Consider the following 11,761-nt stretch of genomic DNA (forward strand, 5'->3'; position numbering starts at 1 on the left):
AAGCATACTGGGATGCCAGCTCGAGTCTTTGCTGACGATATTCAGTCATTTTTTCGTTCATGGAAAGTAGTTTATTGTTTATGCAAGCAAAACTACTCCCTCACAAACTCCTACACAAGATGTACTTTGTTGGTGGGATACAGCCCAAACAAAAAAATTATTCTCTTCCCTGATCAAGTGTCACCTGCCGCGCTTTGTTTCTTACGATCTTCTTTATTTCTGTTTTTTCGTCAGTGCAGACATTGATGAAAGATCGATATCTGGCATCCGGTTACATCTGCGTCTAATGCGTTCTGTAACATCGTTTGTTTGTCCGATACAAAAACGATTATACGAATTTTACAGGATAATAAATCAAAAAAAAGCTTCTGATAATTCAGGCATTTTTCTGTTTCTTATGACTGGATATTTTATTTGCCCGATTCCAGCCGTTTGGCCTCATCAAGTGTGATTCGTGTATTATTTGAGTAAGGAACAACAAAGGCATCCTTACATCCCTTTTTGGCTAAGCCTTCACGGTAAGCAACAGCTTCTCCGGTTGACCTGAATTCTCCCAACATATATTTATTTAAACCATCAACCGTTTCAACTCTAACCGGATCCGCTATCTGATATTTTTTTGAAAAGTAATCGTCTGTTAATTTGTCTTTTGTTGAAAGTAGCTGAAGCGAATAAGTTACTTTTGAAACTTTAGCTTCTGCAGCAACTTTCGTTTCGGTTGTGGTTTTGATCTCTGCTGATTTCGATTCCGGAACTTTGCTTATGGCAGTATTTTCAGCAGGTGTAATAGGGCTTGCTGGTGCAGAATTGGCAATCTGGTTACCAGTAACCGTAAAAGTTGTTGCCGGAATTTCAATTTCCTTTGTTTGCTCGTCCTCTGTATAAGAGAACTTTCCGCTCACGGGGTATTTGCCTGCTTTTAATGCTTCGGTACCAATGACATATGAAGCAGTGATGAAATCCTGTTTTGGCAGGGTTAACCAGATGAATTTTATTTTGTTATCCTGTATCATAAATGTGCCGCCTTCTGTCTTGGCGTATTTGATCACAGAACCTTCAGGAACAAATTCTGCCAGGCGTGCAAATCCTTTAAACTGACTTTTGTTGATGGTAACCTCAACTTTCAATTCAGTAGGCGTAATGGGTTGGATGGTTCTTTGGCAGTCACCTGTAATTGGGCTTCCGGCAAGAGAAGAAATTAATAATATAAATCCCAGCATGTTTTTCATTTTCTTTAAAAATAAATTCACAGTACAATTAATAACAAAATATTTTTCGGACCTTAAACAAAACAGCCTCCCGTTAATCCGAGAGGCTGCCTGAATTTCTTCGGTCAACAATTATTTGCCGGCTTCCAGCTGTTTGGCCTCTTCAAGAGTAATACGCTGGTTGTTGTTATAGGCAACCACAAAGGCATCATTAAACCCTTTTTTAACAAGGCTGTCACGCGTGGCGATAGCCTCATCACTTGATTTATAAGCCCCCATAATATATTTGTTTGTACCATCAGTCGTAGTTTCAACTTTAACCTGTTGCACTTTGTTTTTAGAGAAATGGTCAGCAGATAATTTGTCCTTTGTTGAAAGGATCTGTATAGCGTAAGTTACGTTTGTAGTAGCAAATATATTCCCGGTCATGACTTTGTTAATAAGAGCAGCTTCACTTGCGGATGCCGAGAGCGTGCTTGCAATACGGCTGCCGTTAATGGTGAAATTATTCGCAGGGATCTCAAACTCTTTTGTAAGACCTCCGTCAACATAAGAGAAATTACCGCTTATAGTATAATTGCCTTCTTTTAAGGCCTCTGTGCTAACGATATAAGATATAGTGATACTTGTTTGCTGAGGTAACGTTAGCCAGATGATTTTTACTTTATTGTCCTGGATGGTAAGGCGGCCTCCTTCGGATTTGGCGTATTTTATTGTAGAACCTTCAGGTATGGATTCAGCCAAACGCGCAAAGCTGCTTAATTGATCCTTGTTGATCACGATCTCAACCTTCACTTCATTTGCCGAAATGCTTTGTATTGATCTGCGGCAATTAACCGCCATCACACTTCCTGTCACTGCTAAAACTAATAATGCTGATGAGAATAGCTTCTTCATAAGGTCTTAATTTGAATTAAGACTGCAAATATAGTGTAAAAAAAGGGTTTTGTCAATACCCCTATTGCATACGGCTCCGTTTCAATAAATACGGCATCAGTATCTGCTCAAACCCTTTATCAATATTGGCTTCGACAAAATCAATACGGTACTGGCTGCAATGAAGTTTTAACTCTCGTTCAAATTGGTTAATGGCGGCCAAGTAATTATCTTTTACCTCATTAGGGTTTACTTTCAATTCTTCGCAGGTTTCGAGGTCAATGAATTTATAAGGACGGTTATCAAAATTAAAATCAAGTTCTTTGCTCTTGTCCATTACCTGGAAGAGGATCACTTCATGTTTGTTGTGTTTGAGGTGCTGAAGTGCTGAAAACAGTTCTTCCGGTTTGCTGCCTCCGTCCATCATGTCGCTGAACAGAATAACCAATGAGCGTTTGTGAATGGCTTCCGCTATCTGGTGAAGTGCCTCGACAGCGAATGTCTTTTTGTGTTCCGCAGGTGAACGGTACTGGATGAGTTTTTCCAATTCGTGGATCAGCATTTTGTGATGCACCGGGCTTGATTTGGCAGGTGTGTGCAGCTCAAGCTTTTCATCAAAAACACTTAGTCCGACGGCATCGCGCTGGCGTTTCAATAGTTCGATCAATGCGGCAGCGCAATAGGCCGAAAAGGTAATTTTATTTTGCTGTACTTTTTGTTTTTTTTCATCTACAGGGAAATACATAGAGGAGGAACTGTCGATGATTATATGACAACGAAGATTGGTTTCTTCCTCATACCGTTTCACAAATAGTTTATCGGTACGACCGTATAATTTCCAATCAATATGTTTTGTGGATTCGCCTTTGTTATATAAGCGATGTTCAGCAAACTCAACAGAAAAACCGTGAAAGGGGCTTTTGTGCAGACCCGTAATAAAACCTTCGACAACCTGTCGTGCAATGAATTCGAGGTGCGAAAATTGTTGTAATTGCTGAGTGGGTAATTGGTTCAACGTTTCGGGTTCAATGTTTAATGTTCAATGTTCAAAGTTCAATTGCAGCTAAACTTTGAACATTGAACACGGAACATTGAACTGTTTATAGTTGTGCTTTTAGCTTGCCATCCAATATGTTTTTCGGAACAGCGCCTACTTGTTTGTCAACTATTTGTCCGTTTTTAAAGAACAATACGGTGGGGATATTGCGAATGCCGAACTGGGCTGAAATATTAGGATTAACATCCACATTTACTTTTCCAACTACGGCTTTTCCTTCATAATCTTTCGAAAGTTCTTCTACAACAGGACCCACCATACGGCAAGGACCGCACCATTCTGCCCAAAAATCAACCAATACAGGTTTATCTGATTTTAATACCAACTGATCAAAGTTAGCGTCCGTTAATTCTACTGCCATGATTTTCTGATTTTAAATTATTAATAAAGTTAGTGAATATTTATGCTCATTTATTGATGAATTACCAACAAAAAAGCAATTCACCTGCATTATCTCAAATTCATTGCCAATTGTTTTCTGCGTCAATATGGCAGATTTAAGTACTTATCTGGCTATAATTATACGCCGGAGATAAGTGTTGCGGCTGTTTTCTATATGAAAATAATATATTCCATTGGGATAATCGGATGTGTCAAATGTAAATTTATCTCCACTTGTATTTAATCTGCTTATTTCAATTCCAATTGAATTGTAAACCGAAATTATTGTAGTTCCTGTTATGATACCTGCCAGCTGAATGGTCATTAAATTGCCGGTAGGGTTGGGGTAGAGCAGGATGTTAAATTGAGGATGTTTGTTTGAGTTGATTCCTGATGTCTGGCATTGATGGCTCCACAAAGTGCCTGCCGGTTGTATAGCTATACCTGATGAATCTGTGAGGCCACAGGTATTCCAGATGGTATTGCTTGTTTGCCAGTCGAGGTAAGGATCGGTTATAGTGAACCAGGTCATTCCTTCTATTTTTGTTTTGTTGGTGTTATACCATCTTAAAAGTGTATCGGCATAAGCCAATTGTTTTGTTGGTGAGCCGCAGTTTTGGTTTGTGCCGCCCCCATCGCCCATACATGTTTCAGTTATGAGCATTTTTTTGCTGCCGGTCTTTGCCTTCGCCGAATTAAGCCACGTTTGTACGGTTGCGGGAGAATCCCAGCAATTTCCGGATGAATTTGTTGTATAGTAAAAAGTGTAACCTACATAATCAACGGAATTAAGTACAGAGTCAATAAGGCTCAGTTCAGATTGCCAGACAAGTGTATGGTAGGCAAATACAGCTCCTATTTTTACAGTGGGGAAATCGGTCTTTATTCTTTTTTTAATGGTGTCAAGAAACATGGCGTATTGTGTTATCCTGCCTGTATTGAGATAAGCGCCGCCAAAATAGGTTTCTATTTCATTTCCGATAGATATCCATTTTACTTTGTTTACATTCGTGAGAATGTGTTTGATCGCGTAGTAATTTTGATCGATATACTTTGGATCAAGAAAAGATGTAAAAGATCCAAAACCTGCCGGTAGATCTTCAAGTGTATTTGCTATTCCGACTTTTGTTGTAGAATATACCACATGAACATCGGGATTTCCGGCCCAAGTGTTCAGCTGGTTCTGGAAACCGATGGTTCCATTATTATAGGTGGGAACATTGGCCGTAATTTGTGTTACCACATCCGTCCATGTAATATAGGGTTGCCGGTAATCGAGATTGAATGTGTCGATCCAGCTGGCAGCCTCCTGCCATGCGGCTGTCGACGCAAAATTGCCATTATTAGCTGCATTTCCGTGTGTCGGAACTATCACAGCGCCCAGGTTTAAGCCGGGATTGCACTGAGCTTGTATGCTCTGTTGAATAGTTAGTGCAAGGGTAAAAATAAAAATCAGTTTTTTCATTGTTCTTCCCTTTTCCAATTCGTATCAAAAAGGTCTTTTAATTTAGCTTTAAAGTCATTGCTGAATACTTCCTGTGCAGGCCTATCAGAGCTGAGATCAATTGACATAGCGACTTTTTCATCATCAGCTTCATATTTTTTGTTGTTATCGCTGTCTTTTGTCAGAATCATTATTATGGTATTTGAATTTTTGATTATCTGCCAGGAATACAGGCTGTAATTGTCCGGTGTCAGTTGTCGGAAGTTTTTGCCGTCGGTATCTGAAACGAATAAATAAGCGGGATCTTCTCTGTTGTATTTATTGTCGCCATTGCAATCCAATGTTGTTATGGTATAAAATATTTTTTTGCTAATCTGCAGTGGGATACTGTAATCTGAATTCCGGTTGTCATAAGAGTGAATGAGCATTTTTTTCTTGTCGTCAAGCAGGTGATGTTTTCCTGTTTTTTTATTGTAAAAAATAATATTCCAATAATCAGTCTGGGATTCTTTATAATCTCTGCTGTCTAAAAGGCCGCCATCAGTGGTTTCGCCGGCGGTGAGCGGGAACAGGATATAGTCCGAGCTGTCGGGCTGTGTAAATTCTTTCGTTTGGATATTTAGCTTTGATTTGCTGTGATCATTTGTTTGTATGGGCTCGTTCGTTTTATTATTAGCGGGGGAGCTATTGTTAGTGTTGTTTCCGCAAGCGGAAATAAAAAGTATTAAAATAAGTATTGGAACTGATTTATTCATGTCGTTGATCTATTGTTTTTAATTACTTACCTTTTTTTACATAACCTTCGTAAATTTTTATCCATTCCTGTGTGGTCATTTTTGAAGCCAATTCGCCGATCAGCTTAAATGGTATCTGGTCGGGTTTTTTAAACCGGAGACAGCTTTTACCCATGTCTAATTTAGTTTTGTTGTGCCGGCTATATTCTTTGGTAAACCAAGTCAGTAATTTTTTATCAGCATAAATTCCCATATGGTATACAGCAATAAAATTTTTTTGTGAGGCGATGTTCATAAAGGGCAGTGGAAGGCTTGGGTTGCAATGATAACCATCGGGATATAGTGAATGGGGTATAACATATCCGATCATTCCATAACTCATCACTTCTTTGAAACCTTTTGGCAGGTTTTTCAGAATTACACTTCTCAATTCGGCAATCGCCTGTTTCCTGTCGGCTGGCAGCGAATCAATATAGTTGGATGGTGTGGTGGCTTTGGATTTCATTTTTGCTTTTTATCAGATCAGCTAATGATAACAATAGAAAAAAAGGGCGCCAATAGCGCCCCGTATACTTTTAATTAGAGTTTCTTTTTATTGAAGGGCGATCTTCTTTTCCAGTTCCGAAATATAGTTTTTAAAACGCTTATCAGTATCCATCAGGTTATTTACAGTGCGACAGGCATGTAATACAGTAGCATGATCTTTTCCTCCGCAGTGCATTCCGATAGTGGCCAATGAAGATTTTGTCATATTCTTGGCAAAGAACATAGCTATCTGTCGGGCCTGAACCACTTCGCGTTTGCGGGTCTTTGACTTCAACAGTTCAATAGGCAGGTCGAAATAATCACAAACAACTTTCTGGATATAATCGATAGAAACTTCGCGGGCTGTGTTTTTCACAAACTTGTCGATCATCTGTTTAGCCAGATCAAGTGTGATGGCTTTTTTGTTCATTGATGATTGTGCAAGCAATGATATATAAGCACCTTCCAGTTCACGGATATTTGTAGTAATGCTGTAAGCAAGGTATTCCAATACTTCTTTTGGAAGCTCAACGCCATCAGCATACATTTTCTTTTCAAGTATAGCGATACGTGTTTCAAGGCCTGGTACCTGTAAGTCGGCTGAAAGGCCCCATTTAAAGCGTGACAATAAACGCTGCTCCATACCCTGCATTTCAACAGGAGGTTTATCGGAGGTCAATACAATTTGTTTACCATTTTGATGCAGGTGATTAAAGATATGGAAAAATACATCCTGAGTTTTGTCCTTGCCGGCAAAATACTGTACATCGTCAATGATGAGAGCATCTATCATCTGGTAGAAGTGTACAAAATCATTGGTGTTATTATTTTTAATGGCATCAATGAATTGTACGGTAAACTTTTCAGAAGTAACATACAATACAGTTTTGCCGGGAGAGTTCTTTTTAATTTCAATACCTATTGATTGCGCAAGATGTGTTTTGCCAAGTCCTACTCCGCCATATATAAGAAGGGGATTAAAAGCGGTACCTCCCGGTTTTTGTGAAACAGCAAAACCTGCAGAACGGGCCAGGCGATTGCAATCACCTTCAATAAAATTCTCGAACGAATAGTTCGGGTTTAGTTGTGACTCAACATTAACTTTCTTTAAGCCCGGTATGATAAAAGGGTTGCGTATACCTCCCGTGGCCGTATCAATGGGCATTGATACGGAAGGGTTTTTTAATTCTCTTTTGTTTACGGTTGGTATCTTAACGGTATAGGGTTTGGCGTTATAGGTATTCTCCATGATAATGGAATACTCCAGGCGGCCGTCTGAGCCTAATTCTTTACGTACCGTTTTTTTAAGCAGGGTAATATAATGTTCCTCAATCCATTCATAAAAGAACTGGCTGGGAACCTGAATGGTTAAAATGTTAGCACTAAGTTTAACCGGTTTAATGGGTTCGAACCAGGTTTTGAAACTTTGAGAACTTACATTGTCTTTGATAACGTCGAGGCAGTTGGCCCAAATCTTTACATAGTCTTTTTCTTTTTCCATTCAAAAAAGCGGGAATTATAATGAGTTAATCTTTATAGTCTTTTTAAACCCAAATACGATCTCATAAATATAGAATAAGAAATCTTATTAATGGCACAAATATTTAAATAAAAACGAGATAAAAAAATTTTTCGGCGCTGATTTTTAAAAATAATTTTTTTCAGGGCGAAAAGGGTAGTTACCTCTGTTTTTTTACTTTCCGTAAATAAAGAACTTTTTTCTTTGTTATGTGGAAATTTTTACTTATCTCCTGAAAGTCCCGTCAATAGCAGTGTTTAGCTATCGTTCTTGTTTAACGGGATGCAATGATAGTAATTTATTTGATATGACTAACATTAAATGAAAAATTTTTTTTCGGGCAAAATTTGTACTTTTATCTTGCAAATAAAAAAAACATTTTTTCTTTACTTTCATTCACTATTAATTGACTTTTTGAAAAAATATAGTATATAAATTATGTATGTTTCTGAAACAACTATTCGTGTTCGTTATGCTGAAACTGATCGCATGGGTTATGTGTATTATGGTAATTATGCACAGTATTACGAAGTGGGTAGGGTGGAGGCGCTCCGGCAATTAGGAATGAGTTACAGGGTGTTGGAAGACAGCGGAATTATTTTACCTGTAATGGATTATTCCGTTAAGTTTTTGAAGCCCGCCTTTTATGATGATCTGCTTACGGTTAAAACTACAGTTCCTGAGATTCCAAAGGTGCGGATAAAATTCCTCTATGAGGTATATAATGAGAAGGGTGATAAGCTTAATGAAGGAGAAACAACCCTTGTTTTCATAAATCAAAAAAACAACAAGCCCTGTGCGGCGCCCGTTGAGTTTATGAATAATATCGCGAAGTATTTTTAGCGGGTACGAGAGATTATACCGAATTAGATTATTATATACAATTTCAAAAAATATATGGGGAAAAAATTTAGAGCTTTCGTGCTTTAGTGGCCAAAATTCAATTGCCACTAAAGCACAAAAACACTAAACCCACAAAAAAGCTTATTCGATATAAACTCTACTTAATGCTTCCTTGTACTCCCGGATCAGTTGCAAAATGATCTCTTTCGCCGGCCTTATGGAATGGATGTATTCAATAGCCGGGCCGGCGCACCAAACGGTTTTGTAGGTTGCTCCTAAAGCCGATCTTTCCAGTGTTTTCAATCCCTTTAGGGCTAACAATAATTTTGCGTATTTTTTCAGGAATTTGTTTTTATGCAAGAGGCGTTCCAGAAAAGTTTCTTTGGTTCCCAGGCCCTCTACATAAGGTGTATTGATCACGGTACAAGGAGTGCCGGATAATTTGGTGGTACGAACAATATCCTTTGCACCATACTTAACAAGCGCGTTCTTATATTCCTGTGAAACGGGAGCTTCCGTTGACGCGATGAAAATAGTGCCGATGGATGCGGCATCAGCTCCCAGGTCAAGCGCTTGTTTGAGGTGTGTTCCGGTTGCGATACCTCCGGCAGAGATAACATATATCTTTAGATTTTTCTTTAATAATGGCACCAATTCTTCAGGGGCCATATTACCTGCATGCCCGCCTGCTTTATTGTTTACAGCAATTACACCATCAGCACCAAGAGCTTCTACCTTTTGAGCATACTTCAGGTCAACCACATCGCAAAATACTTTTATGCCTTTTGCTTTACATTTATCAATAACCTCTTTAGGATTACCAAGGGAAGTAATGATAAAATTGACATTCAGTTCAACACAGGTGGCTAATTGACTTTGATATTTAAAGTTGGATTTGTTTACAATAAGGTTTACTCCAAAAGGTTTCTTGCTCTTTGCTTTTATCTCTGCTATAGCGGCGCGGAGTTCGGTATCAGTCCGGTAATTGAGTGCCGGAAAAGCCGCGGTAATACCGCTTTCAAGAGCGGCAATGATCATGGTTGTATTGCTCACCAGGAACATAGGTGCCATAATGACCGGGTATTCAATCCCCATCATTTTAGTGAATGGTGTTTCCATATCTGTTAAATGATTACTAAAGATAAGCTAAAATGAGACGGGAAATCGGGATGTTATTGTTTTATCAATTTTTGTATCGAGCTGTTTTCCCCTTGTTTAATAAGAATACTATAAATACCCATTTGAAGCCCGGAGATATCAACATCCATTTGAGAAGAAGAAAGAACCTGTTGCCCAAGCATGTCATAAATTCTCACTTCGGCATTTTGCTGTGAATCGGGTAATAATATCCTGAAAGTACTTTCCGAAGGATTTGGAAACAGTTGAATAGCAGTATTGGATACAGGTTTTTCATCTGTGCCGGTAGAAACAGTTCTGTACCGCATAAAAATTTTAAAAAGCGAACCTGGTTTTTTGTGGTAATAAATCCGGCTTTTATCAGGAACTATTGTCGCCGCTTCAGGTATTTCGGGTTGATTGGAATAAATTACTTTGGGCAGGCTGAATACTCCGGTCAGGGAAGGCCTTACGGAGACACATATTTCGGTTAAAGTAGTTCCGTTTTTAATACGGGTAAAATATAATTCAAGTCCGTCTTTGGTGATTTCGGGTGCATATACAATATAGGTTGAGTCGTTGATATTGGCGAGTACCTGCTCTGAAGTAGTGATTTTGTTAAATGTTGAATCATTTACTTTTTGTGCTATTCCAAGTCGGGCTTTACAGGGTAAACCACCGCAGTTATTGAACCAGGCATTGCAATAGATCAATAATGTTCCGTCATAATTGATAGCGGCATCCATTATGAGCCAGCCCGGGGAATAAACATAAAAGTTGCCAATAACCCGGCCGGCTTTTGTTACACTGCCTGTACTATAAGAGCCATGTTGATAATTCTCGAAAACGGTCGGATAGTTTCGCGTAGATACCCAGAAAAAATTATTCGCCGAATCCATTGATGCGACCGCATCAAGATGGGGTGTGAGATTATTAACACCATTCACCTGTCCAACAAAAGTAAATGTAGTATCGTTTACCCGTGTCGCGTAATACAGGCTTGTTGTTGTACCATTATTAAGACTATTAAAGAAAAGGGTATTTCCGTCCGCTGATATAAAAGGTTCCATCGCATCAAGTGTGTTGCCCGTAATGGTAACGGTTTTTTCAGGGCCGAAGGTTGGATAAACCTGCGAAAAAGACCAGGGACAGGCCATACCAAGAAAAAGAAATACAACTGATTTTTTGATCATATTTAAATATTGTCAGGCTTCAAATGTAAGTATGTATTGTGAGGAACACAATCTGTTATAATAGGTAGGTATAAAGGACAGCGGGAATGTCAAAAATTGGTGATTATTCGATAATAACTTTCTTTCATAAAAGGCAATTTTGGTGTAAATTTGTACCCGTATTTAATAAAAGTCCTGAATGAAATATATACCCAAACAACCCGCTGTTCTGCTTCTGGAGGATGGCAAAGTGTTTCACGGCAAAGCGGCCGGAAAGATCGGTACAACTGCCGGTGAAATATGTTTTAATACAGGGATGACCGGCTACCAGGAAATATTCACTGATCCTTCGTACTTCGGACAAATAACAGTGATGACCAATGTGCATATTGGTAATTATGGGGTGAATGATGATGAGGTAGAATCCGACTCTATAAAAATTGCGGGAATGGTTTGTAAATCCTTCAATGAATTTCATTCCCGTAAACGTTCCAATGGTTCCATTAAAGAGTATTTTGAAAACGATAATATTGTTGCTATACAGGGTGTTGATACAAGGGCCATTGTCCGCTATATCAGGAGTAAAGGCGCTATGAATGCCATTATATCTTCTGAAGAACTAGACATAACAAAATTGAAAGCGAAGTTGGCAAAGGTTCCTTCAATGGTTGGGTTAGAGCTTTCTTCAAAAGTATCTACAAAAAAGCCTTATTTCTTCGGTAAAACCGATGCGTCATACAAGGTTGCGTTGCTTGATTTTGGCGTGAAGAAAAATATTATACGGAGCCTGGCTGAACGGGGTTGCTATGTACAGGTGTTTCCTATGAAAACCCCGTTTGCTGAACTGAAAAAATGGAACCCCGATGGTTTTATGCTTTCCAACGGC

At 38.8% G+C, this 11,761-nt stretch carries 12 protein-coding genes; 2 read left to right on the plus strand and 10 right to left on the minus strand.

Annotation, left to right across the window (positions count from 1 at the left end; translation table 11 throughout):
• Positions 1-410: 410 nt before the first annotated feature.
• The 8 genes from HYU69_13370 to dnaA form a co-directional block, all read right to left on the minus strand.
• Positions 411-1,229, minus strand: coding sequence for a hypothetical protein (locus HYU69_13370; protein ID MBI2271327.1), 819 nt, complete (start codon positions 1,227-1,229; stop codon positions 411-413).
• A 111-nt stretch (positions 1,230-1,340) separates the two neighbouring features.
• Entirely contained in the window at positions 1,341-2,105 is a 765-nt protein-coding gene (locus tag HYU69_13375) for an SPOR domain-containing protein (protein MBI2271328.1), read from the minus strand.
• A 61-nt stretch (positions 2,106-2,166) separates the two neighbouring features.
• Positions 2,167-3,099, minus strand: a complete 933-nt coding sequence (locus HYU69_13380) for a DUF58 domain-containing protein (protein ID MBI2271329.1) — start codon at positions 3,097-3,099, stop codon at positions 2,167-2,169.
• Positions 3,100-3,184: 85 nt separating this feature from the next.
• The gene (gene trxA, locus HYU69_13385; protein ID MBI2271330.1) at positions 3,185-3,502 is read right to left on the minus strand and encodes a thioredoxin; all 318 of its coding nucleotides are present in this window, start codon (positions 3,500-3,502) and stop codon (positions 3,185-3,187) included.
• Between the two features lie 144 nt (positions 3,503-3,646).
• Positions 3,647-4,987 carry a T9SS type A sorting domain-containing protein gene (locus HYU69_13390; protein MBI2271331.1) on the minus strand — a complete coding sequence of 447 codons (1,341 nt, stop codon included), beginning with the start codon at positions 4,985-4,987 and terminating at the stop codon, positions 3,647-3,649.
• Positions 4,984-5,721, minus strand: a complete 738-nt coding sequence (locus HYU69_13395; GenBank protein MBI2271332.1) for a hypothetical protein — start codon at positions 5,719-5,721, stop codon at positions 4,984-4,986. Before HYU69_13395 ends, HYU69_13390 begins: the two co-directional genes overlap by 4 nt.
• 22 nt (positions 5,722-5,743) lie before the next feature.
• The gene (locus HYU69_13400; GenBank protein MBI2271333.1) at positions 5,744-6,205 is read right to left on the minus strand and encodes a DUF1801 domain-containing protein; all 462 of its coding nucleotides are present in this window, start codon (positions 6,203-6,205) and stop codon (positions 5,744-5,746) included.
• 87 nt (positions 6,206-6,292) lie between these two features.
• Entirely contained in the window at positions 6,293-7,726 is a 1,434-nt protein-coding gene (gene dnaA / locus HYU69_13405) for a chromosomal replication initiator protein DnaA (protein ID MBI2271334.1), read from the minus strand.
• Between the two features lie 456 nt (positions 7,727-8,182).
• Here dnaA and HYU69_13410 point away from each other — a divergent pair, with 456 nt between their 5' ends.
• On the plus strand, positions 8,183-8,587 hold the full coding sequence (locus HYU69_13410) for an acyl-CoA thioesterase (GenBank protein ID MBI2271335.1): 405 nt from the start codon (positions 8,183-8,185) through the stop codon (positions 8,585-8,587).
• Positions 8,588-8,728: 141 nt separating this feature from the next.
• Here HYU69_13410 and HYU69_13415 read toward each other — a convergent pair whose 3' ends face one another.
• The gene (locus HYU69_13415; protein MBI2271336.1) at positions 8,729-9,706 is read right to left on the minus strand and encodes a nitronate monooxygenase; all 978 of its coding nucleotides are present in this window, start codon (positions 9,704-9,706) and stop codon (positions 8,729-8,731) included.
• Between the two features lie 53 nt (positions 9,707-9,759).
• On the minus strand, positions 9,760-10,896 hold the full coding sequence (locus HYU69_13420) for a T9SS type A sorting domain-containing protein (protein MBI2271337.1): 1,137 nt from the start codon (positions 10,894-10,896) through the stop codon (positions 9,760-9,762).
• 178 nt (positions 10,897-11,074) lie between these two features.
• On the opposite strand from HYU69_13420, the gene HYU69_13425 reads away from it, so the two are divergent.
• A partial coding sequence (locus HYU69_13425) for a carbamoyl phosphate synthase small subunit (GenBank protein MBI2271338.1) occupies positions 11,075-11,761 on the plus strand: 687 nt, incomplete at its 3' end.

It is taken from the genome of Bacteroidota bacterium, assembly GCA_016183775.1.
In the GTDB taxonomy this organism is placed as follows: domain Bacteria; phylum Bacteroidota; class Bacteroidia; order JABDFU01; family JABDFU01; genus JABDFU01.

Bases quoted from the DNA above. Each gene is read 5' to 3' on its own strand.
- HYU69_13370 (MBI2271327.1), bottom strand. From the start codon at position 1,229: ATGAAAAACATGCTGGGATTTATATTATTAATTTCTTCTCTTGCCGGA.
- HYU69_13375 (MBI2271328.1), bottom strand. From the start codon at position 2,105: ATGAAGAAGCTATTCTCATCAGCATTATTAGTTTTAGCAGTGACAGGA.
- trxA (MBI2271330.1), bottom strand. From the start codon at position 3,502: ATGGCAGTAGAATTAACGGACGCTAACTTTGATCAGTTGGTATTAAAA.
- HYU69_13390 (MBI2271331.1), bottom strand. From the start codon at position 4,987: ATGAAAAAACTGATTTTTATTTTTACCCTTGCACTAACTATTCAACAG.
- HYU69_13395 (MBI2271332.1), bottom strand. From the start codon at position 5,721: ATGAATAAATCAGTTCCAATACTTATTTTAATACTTTTTATTTCCGCT.
- HYU69_13400 (MBI2271333.1), bottom strand. From the start codon at position 6,205: ATGAAATCCAAAGCCACCACACCATCCAACTATATTGATTCGCTGCCA.
- dnaA (MBI2271334.1), bottom strand. From the start codon at position 7,726: ATGGAAAAAGAAAAAGACTATGTAAAGATTTGGGCCAACTGCCTCGAC.
- HYU69_13410 (MBI2271335.1), top strand. From the start codon at position 8,183: ATGTATGTTTCTGAAACAACTATTCGTGTTCGTTATGCTGAAACTGAT.
- HYU69_13415 (MBI2271336.1), bottom strand. From the start codon at position 9,706: ATGGAAACACCATTCACTAAAATGATGGGGATTGAATACCCGGTCATT.
- HYU69_13420 (MBI2271337.1), bottom strand. From the start codon at position 10,896: ATGATCAAAAAATCAGTTGTATTTCTTTTTCTTGGTATGGCCTGTCCC.